This is a genomic window from Streptomyces sp. CBMA291 (assembly GCF_014596525.1).
Lineage (GTDB): Bacteria > Actinomycetota > Actinomycetes > Streptomycetales > Streptomycetaceae > Streptomyces.
Genome location: NZ_MSJP01000019.1, coordinates 16,845 through 42,400, shown reverse-complemented (window position 1 = coordinate 42,400; position 25,556 = coordinate 16,845). Strand labels below are relative to the sequence as shown.

General features: G+C 72.2%; 20 protein-coding genes and 1 tRNA gene. 4 read left to right on the top strand and 17 right to left on the bottom strand.

What is annotated here, in order from left to right:
* Positions 1-15 precede the first annotated feature (15 nt).
* The 6 genes from BU197_RS05370 to BU197_RS05345 all read right to left on the bottom strand — a co-directional run bounded on the left by BU197_RS05370 (position 16) and on the right by BU197_RS05345 (position 5,874).
* The gene (locus tag BU197_RS05370; protein WP_188267040.1) at positions 16-891 is read right to left on the bottom strand and encodes a carbohydrate ABC transporter permease; all 876 of its coding nucleotides are present in this window, start codon (positions 889-891) and stop codon (positions 16-18) included.
* The gene (locus tag BU197_RS05365) at positions 888-1,961 is read right to left on the bottom strand and encodes a sugar ABC transporter permease (protein ID WP_317452297.1); all 1,074 of its coding nucleotides are present in this window, start codon (positions 1,959-1,961) and stop codon (positions 888-890) included. The genes BU197_RS05370 and BU197_RS05365 overlap by 4 nt, the downstream gene beginning before the upstream one ends.
* A 279-nt stretch (positions 1,962-2,240) precedes the next feature.
* On the bottom strand, positions 2,241-3,590 hold the full coding sequence (locus BU197_RS05360; protein ID WP_188267038.1) for an extracellular solute-binding protein: 1,350 nt from the start codon (positions 3,588-3,590) through the stop codon (positions 2,241-2,243).
* A gap of 166 nt (positions 3,591-3,756) precedes the next feature.
* A tRNA-His gene (locus tag BU197_RS05355) sits at positions 3,757-3,829 on the bottom strand.
* 127 nt (positions 3,830-3,956) lie between these two features.
* Complete coding sequence (gene orn, locus BU197_RS05350; protein ID WP_188267037.1) at positions 3,957-4,559, bottom strand: oligoribonuclease; 603 nt, start codon at positions 4,557-4,559, stop codon at positions 3,957-3,959.
* 145 nt (positions 4,560-4,704) lie between these two features.
* Positions 4,705-5,874 (bottom strand): helix-turn-helix domain-containing protein, encoded by a 1,170-nt coding sequence (locus BU197_RS05345; RefSeq protein ID WP_188267036.1) that lies wholly within the window; start codon positions 5,872-5,874, stop codon positions 4,705-4,707.
* A 920-nt stretch (positions 5,875-6,794) separates the two neighbouring features.
* Between BU197_RS05345 and BU197_RS05340 the strand changes: the two genes are divergently transcribed.
* Positions 6,795-7,316: a universal stress protein gene (locus BU197_RS05340; RefSeq protein ID WP_188267035.1), complete on the top strand. Its 522-nt coding sequence runs from the start codon at positions 6,795-6,797 to the stop codon at positions 7,314-7,316.
* A gap of 324 nt (positions 7,317-7,640) precedes the next feature.
* Positions 7,641-8,204, top strand: coding sequence for a GPR1/FUN34/YaaH family transporter (locus tag BU197_RS05335; protein ID WP_188267034.1), 564 nt, complete (start codon positions 7,641-7,643; stop codon positions 8,202-8,204).
* A 129-nt stretch (positions 8,205-8,333) separates the two neighbouring features.
* On the opposite strand, the gene glmS is transcribed toward BU197_RS05335, so the two are convergent.
* Together glmS and BU197_RS05325 are read right to left on the bottom strand one after the other, a co-directional pair.
* Positions 8,334-10,151, bottom strand: coding sequence for a glutamine--fructose-6-phosphate transaminase (isomerizing) (gene glmS, locus BU197_RS05330; protein ID WP_188267033.1), 1,818 nt, complete (start codon positions 10,149-10,151; stop codon positions 8,334-8,336).
* Positions 10,152-10,183: 32 nt separating this feature from the next.
* Complete coding sequence (locus BU197_RS05325; protein ID WP_188267032.1) at positions 10,184-10,459, bottom strand: hypothetical protein; 276 nt, start codon at positions 10,457-10,459, stop codon at positions 10,184-10,186.
* 224 nt (positions 10,460-10,683) lie between these two features.
* Here BU197_RS05325 and BU197_RS05320 point away from each other — a divergent pair, with 224 nt between their 5' ends.
* Positions 10,684-12,318, top strand: a complete 1,635-nt coding sequence (locus BU197_RS05320) for a beta-N-acetylhexosaminidase (RefSeq protein ID WP_188267031.1) — start codon at positions 10,684-10,686, stop codon at positions 12,316-12,318.
* 114 nt (positions 12,319-12,432) lie between these two features.
* Here BU197_RS05320 and BU197_RS05315 read toward each other — a convergent pair whose 3' ends face one another.
* The 9 genes from BU197_RS05315 to BU197_RS05275 all read right to left on the bottom strand — a co-directional run bounded on the left by BU197_RS05315 (position 12,433) and on the right by BU197_RS05275 (position 24,753).
* Positions 12,433-14,232 (bottom strand): IucA/IucC family protein, encoded by a 1,800-nt coding sequence (locus BU197_RS05315; protein WP_188267030.1) that lies wholly within the window; start codon positions 14,230-14,232, stop codon positions 12,433-12,435.
* Positions 14,229-14,759, bottom strand: coding sequence for a GNAT family N-acetyltransferase (locus BU197_RS05310; RefSeq protein ID WP_188267029.1), 531 nt, complete (start codon positions 14,757-14,759; stop codon positions 14,229-14,231). Before BU197_RS05310 ends, BU197_RS05315 begins: the two co-directional genes overlap by 4 nt.
* Entirely contained in the window at positions 14,756-16,039 is a 1,284-nt protein-coding gene (locus BU197_RS05305; protein WP_188267028.1) for a lysine N(6)-hydroxylase/L-ornithine N(5)-oxygenase family protein, read from the bottom strand. The genes BU197_RS05310 and BU197_RS05305 overlap by 4 nt, the downstream gene beginning before the upstream one ends.
* Positions 16,026-17,465, bottom strand: coding sequence for a pyridoxal phosphate-dependent decarboxylase family protein (locus BU197_RS05300; protein WP_188267027.1), 1,440 nt, complete (start codon positions 17,463-17,465; stop codon positions 16,026-16,028). The genes BU197_RS05305 and BU197_RS05300 overlap by 14 nt, the downstream gene beginning before the upstream one ends.
* Positions 17,466-17,904: 439 nt before the next feature.
* A complete protein-coding gene (locus BU197_RS05295) occupies positions 17,905-18,753 on the bottom strand; it encodes a siderophore-interacting protein (RefSeq protein ID WP_188267026.1) in 849 nt (282 codons plus the stop codon).
* 268 nt (positions 18,754-19,021) lie between these two features.
* Positions 19,022-20,182, bottom strand: a complete 1,161-nt coding sequence (locus tag BU197_RS05290) for an acyl-CoA dehydrogenase family protein (RefSeq protein WP_188267025.1) — start codon at positions 20,180-20,182, stop codon at positions 19,022-19,024.
* A gap of 8 nt (positions 20,183-20,190) precedes the next feature.
* On the bottom strand, positions 20,191-21,108 hold the full coding sequence (locus BU197_RS05285; protein ID WP_188267089.1) for a hydroxymethylglutaryl-CoA lyase: 918 nt from the start codon (positions 21,106-21,108) through the stop codon (positions 20,191-20,193).
* 85 nt (positions 21,109-21,193) lie between these two features.
* Positions 21,194-23,131 (bottom strand): biotin carboxylase N-terminal domain-containing protein, encoded by a 1,938-nt coding sequence (locus tag BU197_RS05280; protein ID WP_188267024.1) that lies wholly within the window; start codon positions 23,129-23,131, stop codon positions 21,194-21,196.
* Positions 23,132-23,145: 14 nt separating this feature from the next.
* Complete coding sequence (locus BU197_RS05275) at positions 23,146-24,753, bottom strand: carboxyl transferase domain-containing protein (protein ID WP_188267023.1); 1,608 nt, start codon at positions 24,751-24,753, stop codon at positions 23,146-23,148.
* 88 nt (positions 24,754-24,841) lie between these two features.
* On the opposite strand from BU197_RS05275, the gene BU197_RS05270 reads away from it, so the two are divergent.
* Positions 24,842-25,426, top strand: coding sequence for a TetR/AcrR family transcriptional regulator (locus tag BU197_RS05270; RefSeq protein WP_223183820.1), 585 nt, complete (start codon positions 24,842-24,844; stop codon positions 25,424-25,426).
* Positions 25,427-25,556 lie beyond the last annotated feature (130 nt).

Genomic DNA, 25,556 nt, shown 5'->3' with positions numbered 1-25,556 from the left:
ACGGGCGGGTTCCGCTCACTCATTCACCGCGCCCCGCGTCACCCCGCCCACCAGGTGCCGCCCGAACAGGCCCAGGACCAGCAGCAGTGGCACCGTCCCGAGGAGCGCCCCCGCCATCACCACCGACTGGTCCGGCACGTAACCCCGCCCCAGACCGGTGAGTGCCACCTGCACCGTCGGGTTCCCCGTCTGCGTCAGCGCGAGCACCGGCCAGAAGAAGTCGTTCCACGCCGTCACGAACGACAGCGTCGCGAGCACCGCCATCGCCGGGCGCGCCGCCGGGAACACCACGTGCCACAGCGTCCGTACCGTCCCCGCCCCGTCCATCCGCGCCGCTTCGAGCAGTTCCGTCGGCAGTGCCCGGCGCAGATGCTGGCGCATGAAGAAGACCCCGAAGGCCGAGACCAGCGAGGGCAGTACCACCGACTGGAGTTCGTCGGTCCAGCGCAGCCGGGCGACCAGCAGATAGAGCGGGACCGCCCCCAGCTGCGGCGGCACCAGCATCGTCCCGGCCACCAGGAGGAGCAGGGCCCCTCGGAAGCGGAACCGCAGCTTGGCGAAGGCGAATCCGGCGAGGGTCGCGCACAGCACCGTCCCCACGGCGACCGCCCCGGCGACCAGCGTGGTGTTCGCGAGCGCCGCGCCGAGGCGCGCCTCGCTCCAGGCGATCCCCAGGTTCCGCGCCAGGTTCCGGCCGAAGCGGAACGGGGGCGGGGTGGCGGCGAGCCGGGTGCCGGTCCGGGAGGCGGCGACCGCCGTCCAGTAGAGCGGGAAGAGGGAGACGAGGGCGAAGAGCGCGAGCAGGAGGTACGTCCAGGGCCCGGCGCGCCGGTCGTCCCGTCGGCCCTTCACGGGAGGCCCACCGGGCGACCGGGCACGCCGGGCCCTCACCGGAGGCCCTTCCCGGACGGCCGGGCGCGCCGGGTCCGGTCTGCCCGTACGAGCAGCCGGGCCGACCCGAGGATCAGCACCAGGATCAGGAGCATGGTCCAGGCGAGGGCGGCGGCGCGGCCCAGGTGCAGGTTCACCCAGCCCTGCTCGTACAGATAGAGCCCGAGGGTCTGGAACTGGTGGTCCGCCCCGCCCGACGCGCCCGCCCCGCTCCCGAAGAGCAACGGCTCCCCGAACAGCTGGAGCGCGCCGATCGTCGACACGAGCGCGGTGAAGGCGAGCGCGGGCCGCAGCCCCGGCAGGGTGATGTGCAGGAACCGGCGCCACCGCGAGGCCCCGTCGAGGGCCGCCGCCTCGTACAGCTCGCGGGGCACGGTCCGCATCGCCGCCAGATAGATCAGCGCGTTGTAGCCGGTCCAGCGCCAGACCACGATCGACGCCACGGCGCACTTGGCGGCCCGGGGCCCGTTCCGCCAGTCCACCGGGTCCGCGCCGAGGCCGCCGAGGATCCAGTTGGCCATGCCGTGGTCCCGGCCGAAGAACAGGGCGAAGACGAGGGTCGCGGCGGCCACGGAGGTGGCGTACGGGGCGAGCGCGACCACCTGGAGGAAGCCCCGCCCGCGCGGGCGGGTGTCCAGCAGCCATGCCACGCCGAGCGCGAGCAGCAGTTGGGGGACGGTGGCGAGGAGGCCGATGACGAGGGTGTTGCCGAGGGCGTTCCAGAAGAACGGGTCCCCGGCGAGCCGCGCGTAGTTCCGCAGCCCCACCCACTCGGCCTGTCCGGGCGCGGTCAGCTCCACCCGGTGCAGGGAGGCCCAGGCGGTCGCGACCAGCGGAAGCACCCCGAAGGCCCCGAAGAGAAGAAGAAAGGGAGCGAGCAGAAACCAGGGAGCCACCGGCACGCGCCGGTCGCCCCGGGAGGCTTGGCACTCAGGCGGGGGCGGGGGCGGGGAGGGCCGTGCGGGCGGGCGTACGGGTGGCGCCTCGGCCGGGCGTACGGGCCGGGGTGCGGCTGCGGCCCGACGTACGGCTGAGGCCGGGCGAGCGGGCGGGCGCCCGGCCTCGGGCAGCCGTGCCGACGGGGCCGGGCGCGCGGGCAAGGGGGCGGGGTGCGGCGGCAGGGGTACGGGGTCCGGCGGAGTCGGGTGCGGCGGCAGGGACATGGGCCCCGGTGAGGCCGGGTGGGGTGGCAGGGGTGCGGGGCCCGGCGGGAGAGGGCGTACGGACAGGGTTACGGGGTCCGGCGAGGGCGGGTGGGGTGGCAGGGGTGCGGGGCCCGGTGTCGGCGGGGGCTTCTCCCGGCGGGCGGGTGGTTCCATCGCCCCCGCCCGGTCGCCGGTGGCCATCGCTCACCGGTCCAGCGCGTTGTCGAGGGTCTTGAGGGTGGCGTGCCAGGCGTCGGCCGGGTCGCGGGAGGTCTGGTCGATCTGGAGCATGCCGGTGTCGGCGAGGGTCTGGGCGATCAGGGCGTCCTTGGGGCCCACGGGGGCCTGCGGGACGCCTCGGGCCGCTTCGGCGTAGAGGGTGCCGACCGGGGCGTCGCCGAAGTACGGGGCGCGGGCGGCCGCCACCTCGGGGAGCGGGTAGGCGGCCGAGGCGCTGGGGAAGCTGCCGCGCCGGGCGAAGAGCCGGGCCTGCTGGGCGGGGGCCGTCAGCCAGGCGGCGAGCCGGGCCGCCTCCGCCGGGTGACGGCCTTCGGCGGGCACGACGAGGAAGGAGCCGCCCCAGTTCCCGGGGCGGGGCGCGGTCGCCACGTCCCAGCGGCCCCGTCCGGCGGGCCCCGTCTTGTCCTGGATGTAGCCGAGCATCCAGGCGGGGCAGGCGACCGTGGCGAAGGCGCCGTGGGCGAAGGCCTGGTCCCAGTCGGGCGTGAACTGCTGGAGCCGGGCGGTCAGCCCCTGCCGGGCGAAGGAGGCCGCGAGGTCCCAGGCTTCCCGTACGGCGGGGTTGGCGGCCACGACGAGGGCGCCCCGCGTGTCGTAGTAGCGCAGCGGGGCGCTCGCGACGACGGCCGCCAGCACTCCGGACGCGGAGTCGGTGAACGCGGTGCCCGCCGGGGCGCGCTCGCGGTAGCGCAGGCCCGCCGCCCGGTACTTCCGCCAGTCCCCGGCCCACAGGCGCCCGACGGCGTCCCGGCCGGTGGGCAGTCCGGCGCGGGCGAAGAGGTCCTTGCGGTAGCAGACGGCCCCCGGCCCGATGTCGGTGCCGAGGGCGAGGACGCGTCCGTCGGGGCCGGTGCCCTGCGCCCATTTCCAGGGCAGGAAGGCACGCCGGTCCACGCCGGGCAGGGTGCCGAGTTCCACGAGCCGTCCGGCCTGGGTGGTGACGACCTCGGCGATGTTGCCGACCTCGACGGCCTGGACGTCGGCGAGGCCGGATCCGGCGGCGAGGTGGGTGAGGAGCTGCGGGTAGTAGACGTCGTTGCGGGTGAGGGAGGTCTGCCGGACGGCGATGCCGGGGTGGAGCCGCTCGTACTCCTCGTAGAGCCCGGCTTCCCGCAGACCGAAGGTGCCGAACACGCCGACGGTGAGGGTGACGGGCCTCCTCCCGGCCGGGTGGCCGCCGGGCCGGTGCGCGGGGACGGGGGAGGGTTCGGCGGGGTCGGTGGCGCAGCCCGCCGCGAGGAGGGCGACGAGAAGGAACAGAACCAGGGCGAGGCCGCCCCGATACGCCCCCGCTCTCCGCCACCCGCTCCGCATGGCCCCCGACGCTATGCGTCCGGGCCCCGACGACGGGGCCGCAGCTCGCCGGGGGGTCCGTAACTCACCCGTGCGGGGGAGTGGCCGGGGGCGGGATGGGTCCTCGGAACGGATCCGGGAACGGCGAAGGCCCCGGTTCTCGCGAACCGGGGCCTTCATCATTCAGGGTGAGTAACGGGACTCGAACCCGCGACATCCTGGACCACAACCAGGTGCTCTACCAACTGAGCTATACCCACCATGACCGGCGGTTTCCCGAAGGTTTCCCTGACCAGCCGAGAAGAAGTCTACAGGGTCCTGGAGGGTGCTCGCGCCCGCCTTTTCCGTGGTGGGTGGTCGGAGGGCGCGAGCCCCTGGGCGGGAGGGTCAGGCGGAGGGGAGTACGTGCCGGGCCGCGATCCGCTTCGCGGTCTCGGAGTCGGGGCCGGGCTGCGGGACGAAGACCGCCTCGCGGTAGTAGCGCAGCTCCGCGATGGACTCGCGGATGTCGGCGAGCGCCCGGTGGTTGCCGTTCTTCTCCGGACTGTTGAAGTACGCCCTCGGGTACCAGCGCCGGGCCAGTTCCTTGACCGAGGAGACATCGACGATCCGGTAGTGCAGGTGGCCTTCCAGGGCCGGCATGTCCCGGGCGAGGAAGCCGCGGTCCGTGGAGACCGAGTTTCCGCACAGCGGCGCCTTGCCGGGCTCCTTGACGTGCTCGCGGATGTACGCGAGGACCTGGGCCTCCGCGTCGGCGAGCGTGGTGCCTGCGGCGAGTTCGTCGAGCAGTCCCGAGGCCGTGTGCATCTCGCGCACGATCTCGGGCATGGTTTCGAGCGCCTCGTCCGGCGGGCGGATCACGATGTCCACCCCTTCGCCGAGTACGTTCAGTTCCGAGTCGGTGACCAGTGCGGCCACCTCGATGAGTGCGTCGTCCGTCAGCGAGAGCCCGGTCATCTCGCAGTCGATCCACACCATGCGATCGTTCATGCGTCCTACCTTAGGTGGCTTTTTCTTCTCCGAGCAGGCCGACGGGCGCCCGGGGAAGGTGTCCCCGGGCGCCCGCCGGTCCCGCGCCGCGCGGCTCATGGCCGCGTCGGTACCGCGTCACGGCGCGGGTCGCGCCGCTCTTCGGCTACGGCGCGCTGCGCTGGCCCGGGAACGCTGGGCGCCCGGGTGCGTAGGCGTCGGAGTGCGGCTTGGCCGCTTCGAACCCCGGCATCGGCCGTCGCGCACCGGCCGCGACCTGCGCGGGCACGACCGCGTCGAGCACCGCCGTCCCGGTATCGCTCTGCGGCCGCCGGGCACGGTACGCGGCCCGGTAGGCGGCGGGCGAGGAGCCGAGCTGGCGCCGGAAGTGGCCGCGCAGCGCCACCGGCGAGCGGAAGCCGCACCGGCCCGCGACCTCGTCGACCGAGTAGTCGGAGGTTTCGAGCAGCCGCTGTGCCTGGAGCACCCGCTGGGTGATCAGCCACTGGAGCGGGGCCGACCCGGTCAGCGAGCGGAACCGGCGGTCGAAGGTCCGCCGTGACATGTACGCGCGGGCGGCCAGGGTCTCCACGTCGAACTGCTCGTGGAGGTGCTCCAGCGCCCAGGCGACGACCTCGGCCAGCGGGTCGGCGCCGATCTCCTCTGGTAAAGACCTGTCGAGGTAGCGCTCCTGACCGCCGCTGCGCCGCGGCGGGACGACGAGCCGGCGCGCCAGGGCGCCCGCTGCCTCCGTGCCGTGGTCGGTCCGCACGATGTGCAGACACAGATCGATTCCGGCCGCCGTCCCCGCGGAGGTCAGTACGTCCCCGTCGTCGACGAAGAGCTCCCGGGGGTCCACATGGACCGACGGGTAGCGCTTGGCGAGCGTCGGCGCGTACATCCAGTGGGTGGTGGCCGGGCGCCCGTCGAGGAGGCCGGCCGCCGCGAGGACGAACGCCCCCGTGCACAGGCCGACGATCCTGGCGCCTTCCTCATGCGCTCTGCGGAGCGCTTCGAGCGCTTCCGGCGGCGGCGGGGAGGTGATCGAGCGCCAGGCGGGGACGACGACGGTCCCCGCGCGGCTGATGGCCTCCAGGCCGTAGGGCGCGGTCAGTTCGAGTCCACCGGTGGTCCGCAGCGGCCCGTCCTCGCCCGCGCAGACGAGCAGCCGGTAACGGGGCACTCCGGCGTCCTGCCGGTCGATGCCGAACACGGAGAGCGGGATGGAGCTCTCGAAGATGGGGCCGCCGCTGAACAGCAGCACCGCGACGACTTCACGACGGCGGCGCCCGATCAGCTTTCGTGCGGCCTCCGGTACGGCGGAGTCCTGGCTCATGACGCTAAGCCCCCCTCGGTGTTCGCGTCTCCCTGGTCGTGTCGCACCTGCACGTTTCCCCTCGGTTTTGCACGAGACCCCAGTCTTCGGTATCCATGATCGAATCTACTGCGTCCCGTGCCGCCGGCGTGACAAGTTCTCCGTCCGGCCGATTGTCGACAAGGCCACTTGGCGCGAAGCGATCGATCGCGAAGTCTTCCCGCCGGGGCGTCCCCCGGGAGGGCCCGGGGTGGCGAAGAGCCCCGTACGCGGGGGGTGTGAGCCCCTGGAACGGGGCATTCCCGGGTGTCGCCAAGGGGGTTGGCCAACCGTTTTGCCAAGGTCTCGCGGCTGAATGGAAGTTGGCCGAAAACATATGGGTTCGGTTGTGCGAACCTGTCAACTCGAAGGGGGTCCGTCGAAGATAGGGGCTTCTCTTTGTCCCGTTACATACCGGTTCGCCCCCTGGTTCGCTCCCGGTCGTCCGGGTGCTCCGGCGGCCAGGCGCGCCCTCCGCGCGCGGTCGGCGCCCGGTCCGCGCCCGGTCCGCGCTCCGAAGGGTCCCGGTGGCGCCCGGCGTACGCCCGGCGCCGAGGGGCGGCGCGGTCCCCGCACGGCGGCGGGCCGGAGGCGCGGAGGGCGCGGAGCGGAATCCTCCGGTCACTCTCGGCGACGCCTGCGGGGTCCCGTACGGACGTCTGTAGGACACATCCGGCATTGCCAGATCGTGAACCGCTCGTGCATGCTCCCTGGAACGCCGCGCGCGAGCGGCGGCGCGCCGGGAGTGGTGCGGCGGACTCTGGGCAGGAGAGGAGTGTCGCCGTAGCCTTGGGGGTATGGGGTTGGGAAGATGATTCCCGGACACAGCTCCGCCGCCACCCGTCGTTCGTCCCCTCTGTTCCCCGTCCCTTCCCACGAGGACCTTCTTCGCCGAGACACCGATGGCCGGTCACGAATTCCCCGAACCCGCGGACCGCAAGCGCGTCGCCGACTCCACGGTCGACCCCCTCGCGGTAGAACAGCCACGTCACGCCTGCGATCCGGCCTTCCGGCACGGGGTGGTCGTCGGCTTCGACGGCTCCACTTCCAGCGAGCGAGCCCTTGCGTACGCCATCGGCATGGCCAGGCGTTCCGGCTCGGGCCTGATCATCGTCCATGTGGCCAACCGGCTCCCCACCACGGTGTGGGCCGGTTGCGAGCCACCCGTCTTCGTCGACGTGCCCGACCATCGCACCGAGGTCCTCGGGCTTGAGCTGGCATGTGCCGAGCACCTCTCCGAGGTGCCCTGGATCCTCGTCGAGCGCGGCGGGGACATCTGCCACGAGCTGGAGGAGGTCGGCCGGGAGTACTCGGCGGACGCCATCGTGGTCGGCTCCACGCACGGTCTCGTCGGCCGGATCTTCGGCTCCGTCGCCGGCCGTCTCGCCCGCCGCGCCCGACGGCCCGTGATCGTCATCCCGTAGGGCCCGCATCCGGCCTCCCCGGGGCCGCCGGCCGTCCGTCCCGTAGGGCCCGAGCCCGGCGGTCCCGTAAGGCCCGAGCCTGTCGTCCCGTAGGGCCCGCGAGAGGTTTCGTGGGCCCTGCGGTGGTGGCCGGGCGGGCGCCCGGGGGCTCGTACGGCGGCCCCGTCCGTCACGCGCGGCCCGTCGGAACATCCGTTCAACTGCCGTTCTCCGGCCATAATTTCGGACTTCCGCAGGTGGATTGTGCGCTTGTGAAGGGTAGCTAAAGAGGCACCGCCCATCCCAGCTCGCGCAGCACGTCTGCGTATCTGAAGGGAGCCCGCCGTGCACGACGAAGTCGCCGCGGGAAACACCACCTCCACTCTCGGACACCTCGCCCTCGGACTGACCCTGCTGGCCTTCGGCCTGGGCGGTACGGGGGTCGTCGACAACGTCGCGGCAGCCGATGCCGCGGGCCTCGCCACCTGGGTCGGCGGGGTCACCCTCTTCCTCGTCGGACTGCTCGCCCTGCGCGCGGGCGACACGAGCCGGGGCACGGCCCACACGGCCCTCGGCGCCTTCTGGTTCACCTGGGGCACCGCGACGGGCGGCGGCGCCTCGGCCGACGCCGTCGGTGTCTTCCTGCTCCTGTGGGCGCTCCTGGCGCTCACCCTGACGCTGGCCGCTGCGGGCAGCGGACTGTTCGGGCAGGGCGTGTACGGACTGCTCTTCCTCGCGCTGCTGCTCTTCGGCATAGGGGCGCTCGCGGACAGCGGGGGTCTGGCGAAGGCGGGCGGCTGGGTCGCCGCCGTCGCCGGGCTCCTCGCCTGGTACGGCGCCACGGCGTCCGTCGCGGGGTGGCCGACGGCCCCGCGCCGGACGGCCCGGGGCGAGGCCGCCGCGAGCTGAGCCGGGGGAAGCAGGGGAACAGGGGAGCGGCCCCCGGTGCGCGAGGCATCGGGGGCCGCTCTGGTGTCAGGCGAGCTGCCGGGGGACAGGCCCGGCGGCGCGGGTCCGGGGGACAGGCCCGGACGGCCGCTACTCGACCGTGACGGACTTGGCCAGGTTGCGCGGCTTGTCGATGTCGCGGCCCATGGCGAGCGCCGTGTGGTAGGCGAGGAGCTGGAGCGGGATGCCCATCAGGATCGGGTCCAGCTCGTCCTCGTTCTTCGGCACGACGATGGTGTGGTCGGCCTTCGGCTGCGGCTGGTGCGCCACCGCGAGGATGCGGCCGCTGCGGGCCTTGATCTCCTCCAGGGCGGCGCGGTTCTTTTCGAGCAGGTCGTCGTCGGGGACGATCGCGACCGTCGGCAGGGCGGGCTCGATGAGGGCCAGCGGGCCGTGCTTCAGCTCGGAGGCGGGGTAGGCCTCGGCGTGGATGTAGGAGATCTCCTTCAGCTTGAGGGAGGCCTCAAGGGCCACCGGGTAGCCCCGGACGCGGCCGATGAACATCATCGACTGGGCGCCCGCGTACTCCGCGGCGATCTTCTTGATCTCGTCCTCGGTCTTCAGGATCTCCTCGATCTGCGCGGGGAGCCTGCGCAGGCCCTCGATGATCCGCTTGCCGTCGGTGACGGACAGGTCGCGGATGCGGCCGAGGTGCAGGGCGAGCAGCGCGAAGGCGGTGACCGTGTTGGTGAAGCACTTGGTGGAGACGACGCAGACCTCGGGCCCGGCGTGCACGTACATGCCGCCGTCGGCCTCGCGGGCGATGGCGGAGCCGACCACGTTGACCACGCCGAGGACGCGGGCGCCCTTGCGCTTCAGCTCCTGGACGGCGGCGAGCACGTCGTAGGTCTCGCCGGACTGGGAGACGGCGATGTAGAGGGTGTCGGGGTCCACGACCGGGTTGCGGTAGCGGAACTCCGAGGCCGGCTCGGCGTCGGCGGGGATGCGGGCCAGGGACTCGATGAGCCCGGCGCCGATGAGACCGGCGTGGTACGAGGTGCCGCAGCCGAGGATCTTGATGCGGCGTATGGTGCGGGCCTCGCGGGGGTCCAGGTTCAGACCGCCGAGGTGCACGGTGGAGAAGCGGTCGTCGATCCGGCCGCGCAGCACGCGGTCGACGGCGTCGGCCTGCTCGGAGATCTCCTTGTGCATGTAGGTGTCGTGGCCGCCCATGTCGTAGGAGGCGGCCTCCCACTCGACGGTCTCGGGGGTGGCGGTGGTGGAGGTGCCGGAGACCGTGTACGTGCGGAAGTCGTCGGCCTTGAGGGTGGCCATCTCGCCGTCGTCGAGGGTGACGACCTGACGGGTGTGGGCGATCAGGGCGGCGACGTCGGAGGCGACGAGCATCTCCTTCTCGCCGATGCCGAGGATGACCGGGGAGCCGTTGCGGGCGACGACGATGCGGTCGTTGAAGTCGGCGTGCATCACGGCGATGCCGTAGGTGCCCTCGATGACCTTCAGGGCCTCGCGGACCTTCTCCTCCAGGGTGTCGGCCTGGGAACGGGCGACGAGGTGGGTGATGACCTCGGTGTCCGTCTCGGAGGCGAAGGCGACGCCGTCGGCCTCCAGCTTGGCGCGCAGCTCCTGGGCGTTGTCGACGATGCCGTTGTGGACGACGGCGACCTTGTTCTCGGGGTCCATGTGCGGGTGCGAGTTGACGTCGCTCGGCGCGCCGTGGGTGGCCCAGCGGGTGTGGGCGATGCCGGTGGTGCCGGTGAAGCGCTTGGGGATCCTGGCTTCGAGGTCGCGGACGCGGCCCTTGGCCTTGGCCATCTTCAGGCCGGAGGCCTTGGGGCTGGTGATGACCATGCCCGCCGAGTCGTATCCCCGGTACTCCAGGCGCTGGAGCCCCTCCAGGAGCAGCGGGGCGACGTCGCGCTTACCGATGTAACCGACAATTCCGCACATAAAGGTGAAACCCTCCAGGTTGGTGAGCGTGCTCAGCCGTAGACGATGCGGCGCAGCTGCCGGAGCGACAGCTCCGGGGGCGATACGGCGCGGTGCGGGAGTTCCGTCGCGATCCGTTCGAAGATCTCGGCGTTCACGGAGCCGCCGGACTGTAGTTCGCGGTGACGGCGGCGGACGAACTCCTCGGTCGTCTCGTCGAAGTACGCCAGCACGTCGAGGATCACCCGGGTGGCCTCGCCGCGCTGGAGCGCGGTGCTGCGGATCAGGTGGTCGATGAGGTCGTCGTGTGACGGGCGGCGTTCAAGCACCCGTGAATACTGAAGGGTATTCGGCATTCTTAGCAAGAATCCTGCCCGAAATCGGGCAGGGAAGGCATGATCGAGGGGGTAAAACAGGGTCTTGGTCCAGACCTTTACCGTTCGGACCCGCACTACTACCCAGAGCGACGCTTCGACGGTACAAATCGGGGGACGAGCCCCCCGCCCCCCAGGGGACGGAGGGACGAGCCCACCGCCCGAAAGGGACCCAGTCTGTGAGTCAGCGCCGAAGGATTCCCCGTCTGATCGGAACCCTCCTCCTCGTCGCCGCCGCCGGAGTCGGCTGTGGCGAGGCCACCGCCCAAGGCCGAACCGAAGGCGGCAGAGCAGCCGCCGAGCCCGGAGTCCGCCCGCTCGGCCGGATCGTCCCCGTCCCCGCCTCCGTCACCCCCGAGGGCAGGCCCTACGTCCTCAGCCGCACCACCCGCATCGGCATCGACACCCGCTCCGCCGACGCCAAGGCGCTCGGCGGCTACCTCGCCGGGCTGCTGCGCCCCGCCACCGGCTTCCCGCTGCCCGTCGTCGACGAGCGGGCGGCCGAAGGCGGCATCCTGCTCCGGCTGCGCTCCGGGGAGACCGCGCTCGGCGACGAGGGCTACCGGCTGCGCTCCGCGCCCGAGGGCCTCACCGTCACCGCCCGCACCCCCGCCGGGCTCTTCCACGGGCTCCAGACCGTCCGTCAGCAGCTGCCCGCCGCCGTCGAGCGCGACAGCGTCCAGCCGGGCCCCTGGAAGGTCGCCGGTGGCACCGTCACCGACACCCCGCGCTTCGCCTACCGGGGCGTCATGCTCGACGTCGCCCGCCACTTCTTCACCGTCGACCAGGTGAAGCGGTACATCGACCAGGCGGCGCTCTACAAGGTGAACACCCTCCATCTGCACCTCACCGACGACCAGGGCTGGCGCATCGCCATCGACTCCTGGCCCCGGCTCACCACGCACGGCGGCTCCACCCAGGTCGGCGGCGGTCCCGGCGGCTTCTACACCAAGGACGACTACCGCGAGATCGTCCGGTACGCCGCCTCCCGCCACCAGGAGGTGATCCCCGAGATCGACCTGCCGGGCCACACCAACGCGGCCCTCTCCTCCTACGCGCAGCTCAACTGCGACGGTGTCGCCCCGCCCCTCTACACCGGCATCAACGTCGGCTTCAGCACCCTGTGCGCGTCCAAGCCGGTCACGTACGACTTCGTCGACGACGTCATCCGGGAGATCGCCGCGCTGACCCCCGGCCGGTACCTCCACATCGGCGGCGACGAGGCGCGCGCCACCAGCCACGCCGACTACAAGACCATGATGGACAAGGTGCAGCCGATCGTCGCCAAGTACGGCAAGAAGGTCGTCGGCTGGCACCAGCTCACCGGCACCACCCCCGCCGACGGAGCCCTCGTCCAGTACTGGGGCCACGACCGCACCCCCGCCGCCGACAAGGAGCGGGTCGCCGAGGTCGCCCGCGCCGGGACCGGGGTGATCGTCTCGCCCGCCGACCGCAGCTACATCGACATGAAGTACACGAAGGACTACGCGCTCGGCCTCAGCTGGGCCGGTTACGTGGAGGTCCAGCGCTCCTACGACTGGGACCCGGCGACCTATCTGCCGGGCGTGCCCGAGTCCGCCGTCCGGGGCGTCGAGGCGGCCCTGTGGACGGAGACCCTGTCCACCTCGGCCCACCTCGACGAGATGGCCTTCCCGAGGCTGCCGGGCGTGGCGGAGCTGGGCTGGTCCCCGGCGGCCGGCCACGACTGGGAGTCGTACAAGGTCCGGCTCGCGGAGCAGGCGCCGCGCTTCGAGGCCCTGGGCATCGGCTGGTACCGCTCCCCGCAGGTCCCCTGGCCCGGCGCGGGTTCCTGACCGCAGGAGCCGTCCACCGGTCGCGGCCGTCGGCCGGGCGACCCGGCCGGTACGCGTGAAGACGACGCGGGCCCCGGCGGAGGACCGTACTCCGCCGGGGCCCGCGCCCGTCCGTCAGGCGAACCGCGCGATCGGGTTCACCAGGTCGCCGACCAGCTGGAGGGCGGCCGAGGGGTCCGCGAGGTCGACCATCTGCCGGTTGTCGCGGAGCTGGAGCCGGTTGAGCGCCGACAGGGCGAAGGTCTCCGCGAACATGTCGTACTGCCGGAAGCGGTCCGCGAGTTCCGGCTTCGACTCCTCGTAGCCGCGCACGCACGCGGCGACCGTGCGCCAGAAGCCGTCCTCGTCGAGGACTCCCTCCGCCGCGAGGGTCGCCGCGAGGAAGCGGAAGAAGCAGTCGAAGACGTCCGTGAAGACGGAGAGCAGCTTCATGTCCTCGGGGACGTCCGCCCGGACCCGCTCCACGGCCGGGGGCAGGACCGCCGCCGGGTCCATGACGACGATCTCCTCGGCGATGTCCTTGAAGATCGCCCGGACGACCGCGCCGTGCTTGTCGAGGACCAGGATCACGTTCTCGCCGTGCGGCATGAAGGCCAGGTCGTACGCGTAGAAGCTGTGCAGCACCGGCACCAGGTAGGCGTCCAGGTAGCGGCGCAGCCAGACCTCGGGCGCCAGGCCCGACTCCTTGATCAGCGCGCCGGTGAAGGAGGCACCCGTGTGGTCGACGTGCAGCAGCGAGGCCATCGTGGCGAGCCGCTCGCCCTCGCCGAGGCCTGGCACCGGGGACTCGCGCCAGAGCGCGGCCAGCATCTTGCGGTAGGGCGAGTAGCGGTCGGTGGCGGCCTCGTACTCCAGGTGCCGGTAGCCGACGGCGGCCCGCTCGCGGATGATCGAGAACCGCGCCCCGGTGAAGACCCGGTCGGCGGCGATCAGGCCGTGCAGCCAGTCGTTGATGGCCGGGGTGGCCGCCATGTACGCGGCCGAGAGGCCCCGCATGAAGCCCATGTTGAGGACGGACATGGCCGTCTTCACATAGTGCCTGGCCGGGTCGGAGGTGTTGAAGAAGGTGCGGATGGACTGCTGGGCCAGATAGGCGTCGTCGCCCTCGCCCAGGTACACCAGGCGCTCCTGGGCGACCTCGGCGGCGAAGGTGACGGAGAGCTTGTTCCACCACTGCCAGGGGTGGGCCGGCATCAGCAGGTAGTCGGCCGGGTCGAGACCGCGTCCGGTGAGGACGGCGGCGAAGCGGTCGACGGCCTCGTCGCCCAGCTCGGCGCGGACGAAGGTCTCGTAGTCGATGCCCGCCCCGGCGGTGAAGGCGGCGCGGTCGCGGCGGGCGGCCAGCCAGATCAGATGGATCTCGCTCGCGGCCTCGGGGGCGTACGCGCGGAACTCGTCGACGCCGAAGCCGAGACGGCCGTTGTTGGCGACGAAGCAGGGGTGGCCCTCGGTCATCCCGGTCTCGATCGCCTGGAAGCCGGCGCGGGCCAGGTCGGCGCAGGTGACGGGCGGTTTGGTCGCCTTGAAGGCGGTACCGGCGAGGGTGGAGGAGATCTCCTCCAGGTAGACCGGGAGGACCTCGTCGCTCAGGCCGAGGGAGCCGCGCAGTTCGATGACGAACTGGAGCGCGTCGAGCGGGAGGTGCTCGTCGCCCCGGTGGCGGCTGATCGAATCGGGGTAGACCTGCCAGTGGTCGAGGGCGAACCGGTCGGCGGTGAAGCGGTAGGCGGTGGCGCCGTCGTCGCTGAGGACCTCGTAGCGGCTCTCGCCCAGTTCCCTGGGGTGCAGCAGCCGCTCGTGGGCGAACTCGGCGAGGCCCTTGCGGATCAGGGCGCGGTTGGCGTCGGCCCAGCGCTCGGGGGTGAGGTGGGCGACGGCCTCGGCGCCGGTGGAGACGCGGTCGGCGGCGGTCACGCGGCGGCTCCCGTGGCCGCCTCGAACCGGGCGCGGGTGCAGAAGCTGAGCAGGGCCTTCTTCTCGGGCTTCCGGATCTCGCGCTCGGGTACGAAGCCGACGGCCTCGTTGAGGGCGTGGACGGCCTTGTTGGCGATGTCGGGCTCGACGACCACGCGGGAGGTCGCCGGGTCGGCGAACAGCTCGGTCATGACGGCGGTGATCACGGTCCGGGTGAAGCCGTGCACGGGGGTGTCGGTGGGTGCGACGAGGAAGTGCATGCCGACGTCGCCGGGGAGCGGGTCGTACAGTCCGACCAGTTCCAGTTTCGCCGGGTCGTACCGCTCCATCAGGAAGGCGGGCTCGCCGTCGACGAGGCCGATGAAGGCGTCGTGGTCGGGGTGGGCGACGATGGCGAAGTACTCGCGCTCGACGTCCTGGAGGGTGGCGCCCTGCATCATCCAGAAGGCGGCCTTGGGGTGGGTGACCCAGGGGTGGATCAGCTCGGCGTCCTTCGACGGGTCGAAGGGGCGTATGGACACGTTCATACCGCGAACTCCTGGAAAGCGATGGTCTTCTCGACGGGGTAGTACTCGCGTCCCAGCATCGCCGCGATGATGTACGCGTTGCGGTACGGGCCCATGCCGAGGTCGGGCGAGGTGACCGAGTGGGTGTGCACGCCCGCGTTCTGGAGGAAGACGCCCCGGCCGGTGATGTCGACGGAGTAGTCGCGGGCCACGTCGAAGCGGCCCCGGGAGTCCCAGCGCAGGCGGTCGCGGACCGGTTCGAGGAAGGCGGGGACGGTGTACTTGTACCCGGTGGCGAGGATCAGGCCCTCGGTGTCCAGGGTGAAGTCCTTGCCCTGCTCCTCCTGGTGGAAGCCGAGGGTGTAGGTGCCGGTGGTCTCGTCGTACGAGGCGGTGCGCAGCGCCGAGTTGCTGAGGAGGCGGGTGGGCGCGGGGGCGGCGATGTTCTTCTGGTAGAGCAGGTCGAAGATGGCGTTGATCAGCTCGCCGTCGATGCCCTTGAAGAGGCCCTTCTGCTCGGTCTCCAGGCGGTAGCGGGTCTCCTCGGGCAGGGCGTGGAAGTAGTCCACGTACTCCGGGGAGGTCATCTCCAGGGTGAGCTTGGTGTACTCCAGCGGGAAGAAGCGCGGGGAGCGGGTGACCCAGTTCAGCTGGTAGCCGTGGACGTCGATCTCGGAGAGCAGGTCGTAGTAGATCTCGGCGGCGCTCTGGCCGCTGCCGACCAGGGTGATCGACTTCTTGCGCTGGAGCGCTTCCTTGTGGCCGAGGTAGCGCGCGTTGTGGACGAGGTCGCCGCCGAGACCCTGGCAGCTCTCGGGGAGGTGCGGGGGCGTGCCGGTGCCGAGCACGATCCGGGCGGAGCGGAACGTTTCCCCGGTGTCGGTGGCGACCTCGTACACCTCGGCGGTCTCGTCGTAGGTCACGGAGGTGACGGTGGTCGAGAACCGGATGGAGGAGAGGCGTGCGGCGGCCCAGCGGCAGTAGTCGTCGTACTCGACCCGCAGCGGGTAGAAGTTCTCGCGGATGTAGAACGAGTAGAGGCGGCCCTTCTCCTTCAGGTAGTTGAGGAAGGAGTACGGCGAGGTCGGGTCGGCCATCGTGACCAGGTCCGACATGAACGGGGTCTGGAGGTGGGCGCCTTCGAGGAACATTCCCGAGTGCCACTCGAAGTCGGGCTTCGACTCCAGGAAGACGCCGTTCAGCTCCTCGATCGGCTCGGTGAGGCAGGCCAGTCCGAGGTTGAACGGACCGAGCCCGATGCCGATGAAGTCGTGGGTCGGGGCCGTCTCAGGCGTGGACAAGGTTCTCTCCCAGGTACTGCTCGGCGTGGCCGGCGATCAGATCGAGGACGGCCGCGATGTCGGCCGTGGTGGTCTCGGGGTTGAGCAGGGTGAACTTGAGGTACTGGCGCCCGTCGACCTTGGTGCCCGCCACGACCGCCTCGCCCGAGGCGAACAGGGCTTTGCGGGCGTGCAGGTTGGCCCGGTCGACGGCCTCGGGGGAGGCGTCGCCCTCGGGTACGTAGCGGTAGACGAGGGTGGAGAGCCGCGGGGCGACGACCACGTCGTAGCGCGGGTCGGCGGTGAGCAGCGCGTGGCCCTCGGCGGCCAGGTCGCAGACCTCGTCGAAGAGGCCGCCGATGCCGTCGGCGCCCATCACGCGCAGGGTCATCCAGAGCTTGAGCGCGTCGAAGCGGCGGGTGGTCTGGAGGGACTTGTCGACCTGGTTGGGTATCCGCTCGGCGAGGGTCCTGCGCGGGTTGAGGTAGTCCGCGTGGTAGGTCGCGTGCCGCAGGGTGGAGCCTTCGCGGACCAGGAGGGCGGAGGAACTCACCGGCTGGAAGAAGGACTTGTGGAAGTCGACGGTGACCGAGTCGGCCCGCTCGATGCCGTCCAGGAGGTGGCGGCGGGTCGGGGAGGCGAGCAGTCCGCAGCCGTAGGCGGCGTCCACGTGCATCCAGGAGCCGTACTCCTCGGCGAGGGCGGCGATCTCGGGGAGCGGGTCGATGGAGCCGAAGTCGGTGGTGCCCGCGGTGGCGACGATCGCCATCGGGACGAGGCCCTCGGCGCGGCAGGTGGCGAGTTCGGCGGCGAGGACGACGGACTGCATCCGCTTCTCGGCGTCGACGGGGACGGAGACGACGGCTTCGGCGCCGAGGCCGAGGAGCGTGGCCGACTTCTGGACGCTGAAGTGGCTGCACTCGGAGGCGAAGATGCGAAGTTTCCGCAGGTCGGTGCTGCCGGACTCCTCGCGGGCGAGGAGCAGCGCCTGGAGGTTGGACTGGGTGCCGCCGCTGGTGAACACGCCGTCGGCGGCGGGTCCGAGCCCGATCCTGCCGGTGGTCCAGTCGACGAGTTTCCGTTCGATGAGGGTGCCGCCCGCGCTCTGGTCCCAGGTGTCCATCGAGGAGTTGACCGCCGAGAGGACGGCTTCGCCGAGGACGGCGGGGATGACCACCGGGCAGTTGAGGTGGGCCAGGTAGCGGGGGTGGTGGAAGTAGACGGCGTCGCGGAGGTAGACGCTCTCCAGTTCGTCGAGAGCGGCGGAGGAGTCGCCGAGCGGCCGGTCGAGGTCGACGGCGTCGATGACGGGCGCGAGGTCGGCCGGGGTCACGCCGGTGAACGGGCCTCGCGTCGTGGCGAGTTTCTCCGCCACCCGCTCGACTCCTTCGGTGACGGAGCGCCGGTAGCTCTCCGCCGTGGCGTCGTTGAGCAGGTGCGAGCGCATGTGGGGGGCCTCCCGGTACGGGGCTCGGTCGCGCCCTCAGGACAGGAAGGGGGCGAGGGGCGACACGGTCGAAACTAAGGTTAGCCTAACCTAATTTTGCATCGCAACGCTCCGCGCCGACTCGCGATACTCCCCGTCAACTTCCGCGCGGGGGGCGGGGGCAGGGGGGCGGGGCGGGTGTGGGGTGTGCCCCCGGTCGGTCTGGGGGTACGCCGTGGTGCGCGCTCCCGGCCCGTCGCGGGGGTGGGTCGTGGCGGCGCGCCGCCGGGTGTGCGGGTGTGCAGGGTTACGGGTGTGCAGGGTTACGGGGGTGCGGTGTGGCGCACGCACCCCCGAGCCACGCGGGTCCGTGCCGTCACGCGCGCTCCCGGGTCGTACGGGAGCGGACCCGCCCCGCGCCGCCGGGCCGTACGGGAACGCACCCGCCCCGCGCGTCCCCCTACGCCTCTTCCCGGGTCTCGTCCGGCACCTCGCGCAGGGCGTCCTCGGAGAGGCCCTTGCGCCAGTAGCCGACGAAGGTCACCCGGCGGCGGTCGAGCCCCCGATCCCGGACGAAGTGGCGGCGCAGCGCCTTCACCGCGCCGGACTCGCCCGCGATCCAGACGTACGGCGCCTCGCCGGGCAGTTCGGTCCCGCGTACCGCGTCGACGGCGGAGGGGGCGCCCTCCTCGCGGACCAGCCAGGTGACGGTGGCGTCCGCCCGGGTGGCCGGTGCGACGCGGTCGCCGGAGTAGGGCACTTCGAGGAAGACCTGCGCGCGGGTGTCGGCCGGCAGCCACTCCAGGATCGCCGAGGCGGCGGGGAGGGCCGTCTCGTCCGCCCAGATCAGCACCGAGTCGGCGTCCTCCGGCAGCCGGAAGCGGACGCCGGTGTTGTCGGCGACCGCCGGTCCGAGGACCACCACGCGGTCGCCGGACGCGGCGCGCCCGGCCCAGCGGCAGGCGGGTCCGCCGTCCTCGTGGAGGGCGAAGTCGATGTCGATCTCGTCGGGCCCGGTGCGCTGCTCGCGGACGGTGTACGAGCGCATCACGGCCCGCTCGTCGTCGGGCATCGCGCGCCAGGCGCCGAGGATCGCGTACATGTCGGGGTTGTCCAGCGGGGGCAGGAGGGGCTCCGGCCGGCCGGGCTGCGGCAGGAAGAGGGAGAGCGACTGGTCGCGGCCACCGGCGGCGAAGTTCTTCAGGTCCTCCCCGGCGAAGGTGATCCGGACCAGGGACGGTCCGAGCCGACGGGTCCGGTCCACCTGGAGGCGGAAGAACTGGAAGGGCGCGGTCTCGGCGTGCGTCATGGGGGAGGACACCTTTGCGGTACGGACGAGGGTCCCTCCGAGGCGGAGGCAAAGGTAGGTTAGCCTAACCTCACGTACGTGCGTAAGGGTGGGACGGAGTGCTCTGACCCACCGTGAGCCGAGCGCGGGCGGGGCGCACGGAGACGGGCCCCGCACCCGAGGGCCCCGTCGGCCGAGAGCCCCGCGCCGAAGCGGCCCGCCCCTGAACGACAGCGGGACCCGCCACCCCCAAGGGGCGACGGATCCCGCCGGGTCGTACGCGCGAGGCTCAGGCCTGGAGCCCCAACTCCCGTGCGATCAGCATCCGCTGCACCTCGCTGGTGCCCTCGCCGATCTCCAGGATCTTCGAGTCCCGCCACATCCGGGCCACCGGGTACTCGTTCATGAAGCCGTAGCCGCCGTGGATCTGCGTCGCCTCGCGCGCGTTGTCCACCGCGACCGTGGAGGAGTACAGCTTCGCGATCGCCGCCTCCTTCTTGAACGGCTCCCCGTGCACCAGCCGCGAGGCCGCGTCCCGCCAGCCGATCCGGGCCATGTGCGCCCGGGTCTCCATGTCGGCGATCTTGAACTGGATGGCCTGGTTGTCGCCGATCGGACGCCCGAAGGCGTGCCGCTCCTTCGCGTACTTCACCGACTCGTCGACACAGCCCTGCGCGAGCCCGGTCGCGAGCGCCGCGATGGCCACCCGGCCCTCGTCGAGGATCCGCAGGAACTGCGCGTACCCCCGGCCCTCCTGACCGAGCAGGTTCGCCGCCGGGACCCGGACGTCGGCGAAGGACAGCTCACGGGTGTCCGAGGCGTTCCAGCCGACCTTGGAGTAGGGCGCGGCGACGGTGAAGCCGGGCGTGCCCGAAGGGACGATGATCGAGGAGATCAGGGGGCGCCCGTCCGGCTTGCGGCCGGTGACGGCCGTGACCGTCACCAGACCCGTGATGTCCGTACCGGAGTTGGTGATGAAGCACTTCGAGCCGTTGATCACCCAGTCGTCGCCGTCGCGGACCGCCGTCGTCCGGGTGCCGCCCGCGTCCGAGCCCGCGCCCGGCTCGGTCAGGCCGAAGGCGCCGAGCAGCTCGCCGGCGCAGAGCCTCGGCAGCCACTCCCGCTTCTGCTCCTCCGTGCCGAACAGGTGCAGCGGCATCGCGCCCAGGGAGACGCCCGCCTCCAGGGTGATCGCCACCGAGGAGTCGACCCGGGCCAGCTCCTCAAGGGCGATGCCGAGCGCCAGGTAGTCGCCGCCCATGCCGCCGTACTCCTCGGGGAACGGCAGCCCGAAGAGGCCCATGCGGCCCATCTCGCGGACGATCTCGTACGGGAACTCGTGCCGCTCGTAGTAGTCGCCGATCTTCGGCGCGACCACGTCGTGCGCGAACGCCTCGACGGTACGGCGGAGTTCCTCGTGCTCGGCGGAGAGCCGGTGGTCCAGGGACATGCGGAACGTCACTCCTTGTGGGAGAGGGCGCGGACGGTACGGGAGGGGCTGGGCCGGCCGAGCCGTTCCGCCATCCACACGCTGGTGGCGGTGAGGGCGGCCAGGTCGACCCCGGTCTCGATGCCGAGACCGTCGAGCATCCACACGAGGTCCTCGGTGGCGAGATTGCCGGTCGCGCTCTTCGCGTACGGGCAGCCGCCGAGGCCCCCCGCGCTGGCGTCGACCGTGGTCACCCCGTGGCGCAGCGCGGCCAGGGTGTTGGACAGGGCCTGTCCGTAGGTGTCGTGGAAGTGCACGGCCAGCCGGGAGGTGGGCACCCCCGCCTCGTTGAGGGCGGTCAGGAGCGCCGTGACATGGCCCGGGGTGGCGACGCCGATGGTGTCGCCGAGGCTCAGTTCGTCGCAGCCCATCTCGGCGAGCGCCTTCGTCACCCGGACGACCTGCTCCACCGGGACGGCCCCCTCCCAGGGGTCGCCGAAGCACATCGACAGATAGCCGCGCACCCGCAGCCCCGACTCGACGGCCCGGGTCACGGTCGGCGCGAACATGGCCAGGGCCTCGTCCACGCTCCGGTTCAGATTGGCCTGGGCGAAGGACTCGGTGGCGGAGGCGAAGACGGCGACCTCCCGGGCGCCGAGGGTGAGCGCCCGGTCGAGCCCGCGCTCGTTCGGCACGAGCACCGGAAGGCGTACGGGCAGCTCGCGGACGAGCGGGTACAGCTCCTCGGCGTCCGCGAGCTGCGGGACCCACCGGGGGTGCACGAAGCTCGTCGCCTCGATCGTGCCGAGCCCGGCGGCGGCGAGCCGGCGCACGAACTCGGCCTTCACCTCGGTCGGGACGGGCGTCTTCTCGTTCTGGAGCCCGTCCCGGGCGCCGACCTCGTGGATCCGGACCCGGGCCGGAAGCGCCGGATCCCGCACGGTCATGGGCAGTACGGGGCTCACGCGCCCGCTCCCTTCACGAACGGCAGGGGACTCACGCGGCCCTCTCCCTTCACCGGCGGTACGGGGCTCACGCGCCCTCCTCCTTCTCCTCGCGGGGGGTCACCACGGCCAGGATCTGGTCCATGGCGACGGTCGTGCCGGGCGTGACGTCCAGTTCGGTGACGGTCCCGGCGTGCGGGGCGGAGATGACGTGCTCCATCTTCATCGCCTCGACGACCAGCAGGCTCTGCCCCGCCGCGACCTCGTCGCCGACCGCCACCTTCACCACGGTCACGGTGCCGGGCATGGGCGCGGCGAGGGTGTCGGCGCCGCCGTGCCGGGCGCCCGACAGGGCCTCGGCGACCGGGTCGTGGTCCAGGACGTGCCAGGAGTCGCCCTCCCGGCCCAGCCAGTTCCCGGCCCGGTGGAAGTGGTGGACGATCCCGTCGACCGTCACCGTCACCGAGCCGTCGGTCACCCGGGCGCCCTCGGGCGCGAAGGCCGCGACCGGCTCCCGGCCCGCCACCCGCAGCGGGAAGGGGAGCGGCGCGGGGGCGCCGCCGAGCCGCCAGCCGCTCGGCACCGAGAACGGGTCCGTCCAGCCGCCGCCCGCCGGGGCCAGCTCCGCCAGCCGGACGGCCGCCGCCGCCGCGTACACCTCGGCGGGCACGTCCTCCGGTACGAGACCGGCCGCCTCCCGCTCCACCAGACCCGTGTCCAGGGCGCCCGCGACCACGTCCTCGTGGGCGAGGAGCCTGCGCAGGAAGCCCGCGTTCGTCGGCACGCCCAGCGTCACCGTGTCCGCCAGGGCCGCCCGGAGCCGACGGAGCGCCGTCGGGCGGTCGGGGGCGTGCACGATCACCTTCGACAGCATCGGGTCGTAGAGCGAGGACACCTCCGTGCCCTGGGAGAGCCCGGAGTCCGTCCGCACCCCGTCGCCCTCCGGCTCGCGCAGTGCGAGGACCGTGCCGCCGGAGGGGAGGAAGCCGCGCGCCGGGTCCTCGGCGCAGAGCCGCGCCTCGATCGCCCAGCCGTCCAGCCTGATGTCCTCCTGCCGGAAGGGCAGCGGCTCGCCCGCCGCCACCCGCAGCTGCCACTCCACCAGGTCCAGGCCCGTGACCAGCTCCGTCACCGGGTGCTCGACCTGGAGCCGGGTGTTCATCTCCATGAAGTAGTACGCGGAGGGGTCGGTGCCCGGCACGATGAACTCGACCGTGCCCGCGCCCACATAGCCGCAGGACCGGGCCGCCTCCACCGCCGCCGCGCCCATCGACGCCCGGACCTCGGGGGTGAGCAGGACGCTGGGCGCCTCCTCGATGATCTTCTGGTGGCGCCGCTGGAGCGAGCACTCGCGCTCGCCGAGGTGGAGCACGTTCCCGTGGGCGTCCGCCAGGATCTGGATCTCGATGTGCCGGGGCCGGTCGATCCACCGCTCCACGAGCAGCGTGTCGTCGCCGAAGGAGGAACGGGCCTCCCGGCGGGCCGCGGCGATCTCCTCGTCCAGGACCGACAGGTCCCGCACCAGGCGCATGCCCTTGCCGCCGCCGCCCGCGCTCGGCTTGAGCAGCACGGGGGCGCCGAGCGCGCGGGCGGCCTCGGCCAGCTCGGGATCGGCGGCGCCCGGCACCACGGGCACGCCCGCCGCCCGTACGGTCTCCTTGGCGCGGATCTTGTCGCCCATCAGGGAGATCGCCTCGGCGGACGGCCCGATGAAGACGAGCCCCGCCTCCGCGCAGGCCCGTGCGAACTCCGCGTTCTCCGCGAGGAAGCCGTAGCCGGGGTGGACGGCCTGCGCCCCGGTGCGGCGGGCCGCTTCGAGGAGCGCGGGCACGGAGAGATAGGACTCGGCGGCGGCCGGCGGGCCGATCCGTACCGCCGTGTCCGCCTCCCGTACGTGCCGGGCGTCGGCGTCCGCGTCGCTGTGGACGGCCACCGAGCGGATGCCCGCCGCGCGCAGGGTGCGCAGCACCCGGACGGCGATCTCGCCCCGGTTGGCCACCAGGACCGTGTCGAACATGCCTCGCATCTGCGGTGAACCCCTCACATCCGGAAGACGCCGAACTGGGGGTCCCCCAGCGGCGCGTTGGCACAGGCGGTCAGGGCGAGGCCCAGCACCTGCCGGGTCTCCATCGGGTCGATCACGCCGTCGTCCCACAGCCGGGCGCTCGCGTAGTAGGCGCTGCCCTGGGTCTCGTACTGCTCGCGGATCGGGGCCTTGAACGCCTCTTCCTCCTCGGCGCTCCACGCGTCGCCGAGCTGGTCGCGCTTGACGGTGGCGAGGACGGATGCGGCCTGCTCGCCGCCCATGACGGAGATCTTGGCGTTGGGCCACATCCACAGGAAGCGGGGGGAGTAGGCCCGGCCGCACATCGAGTAGTTGCCCGCGCCGTACGAACCGCCGACGACCACGGTCAGCTTCGGGACCCGGGTGGTGGCGACGGCCGTCACCATCTTCGCGCCGTGCTTGGCGATGCCGCCGTGCTCGTACGCCTTGCCGACCATGAAGCCGGTGATGTTCTGGAGGAACACCAGCGGGATGCCGCGCTGGTCGCACAGCTCGATGAAGTGGGCGCCCTTCTGGGCGGACTCGGCGAACAGGATGCCGTTGTTGGCGACGATGCCGACCGGGTGCCCGTGGATCCGCGCGAAGCCGGTGACCAGCGTCTGCCCGTACTCGGACTTGAACTCCTGGAAGCGGGAGCCGTCCACCACCCGCGCGATCACCTCGCGCACGTCGTACGGGGTGCGGGAGTCCACCGGCACCGCCCCGTAGAGCCCCGCCGGGTCGACCTTCGGCTCCTCGACCGGCTCGACCGACCAGGGCAGCGGGCCGCGCACGGGGAGCGTCGCGACGATGTTCCGGACGATCCGCAGCGCGTGCGCGTCGTCCTCGGCGAGGTGGTCGGTGACGCCGGAGATCCGCGAGTGGACCTCGCCGCCGCCCAGCTCCTCCGCCGTGACGACCTCGCCGGTCGCCGCCTTCACCAGCGGCGGCCCGCCGAGGAAGATCGTCCCCTGGTTCCGTACGATCACGGCCTCGTCGCTCATCGCGGGCACGTAGGCGCCGCCCGCCGTGCACGAGCCGAGGACGGCGGCGATCTGCGGGATGCCCGCGCCGGACATCCGCGCCTGGTTGTAGAAGATCCGGCCGAAGTGCTCCCGGTCGGGGAAGACCTCGTCCTGCATCGGCAGGAACGCGCCGCCCGAGTCCACCAGGTAGAGACAGGGCAGCCGGTTCTCCAGGGCCACCTCCTGGGCCCGCAGGTGCTTCTTCACCGTCATCGGGTAGTACGTGCCGCCCTTGACGGTCGCGTCGTTGGCGACGATCACGCACTCGCGGCCCGAGACCCGGCCGACGCCCGCGATGACCCCGGCGGCCGGAGCCTGGTCGCCGTACATCCCGTTCGCCGCGAGCGGGGCCAGCTCCAGGAAGGGCGAGCCCGGGTCGAGGAGGGTGTCCACCCGGTCGCGCGGCAGCAGTTTGCCGCGCGCGGTGTGCCGGGCCCGCGACTTCTCGCCGCCGCCGAGGGCGACGGCGGCGAGCTTGGCGCGCAGGGCCGCCGCCAGCTCGTGGTGCGCCGCCTCGTTCGCCCGCCAGGCCGGTGAGGCGGGGTCCGCCGCACTCGACAGCACAGGTGCCTGCTGCATCCCTACGAGCCCCTTTGCTCGGTTAATGAGCGTTAACGTACGGAGACTAGGTTAACGACCGCTAACGGAGATGTCTACAATCGAAAGCATGACCACTGGCTCCACCCGCACCGACGCGCCGACCCGCCGCGAACAGATCCTCAAGGAAGCCGCCCGGCTCTTCGCCGAGCGCGGCTTCCACGGCGTGGGCGTCGACGAGATCGGGGCGGCGGTCGGCATCAGCGGCCCCGGGCTCTACCGCCACTTCGCGGGCAAGGACGCGATGCTCGCGGAACTGCTGGTCGGCATCAGCGAACGCCTCCTCTCCGGCGGCAGGCTGCGCGCGGCGGAACACCCCGGCGACCCCCGCGCCCTCCTCGGCGCCCTCATCGACGGCCACATCGACTTCGCCCTCGACGACCGCCCCCTGATCACCCTCCACGACCGCGAACTCGACCGCCTCAAGGACGAGGACCGCAAGAAGGTCCGCCAGCTCCAGCGCCAGTACGTCGAACTGTGGGTGGAGGTCGTCCGCGCCCTCTACCCCGCCACCTCCGAAAGCGAGGCCCGCACCGCCGTCCACGCGGTCTTCGGCCTCCTGAACTCCACCCCCCACCTGGCGACGGTGGGCCGCCGCCCCCTGGAGGAACTGCTGCGGAGGCTGGCGGACGGGGCGTTCGGGGCGCTGGGGTAGGCGGGTCGGAAAAGGCGAAACGGTCCGCCGGTAAACCAGCGGACCGTTTCGGCGAGGAGGACCAGGGATCCGTTTGGCGTGACGCGGATCGTTTCGCGACGAATCCGCGGAAATGCCGTCCGACTGCTCC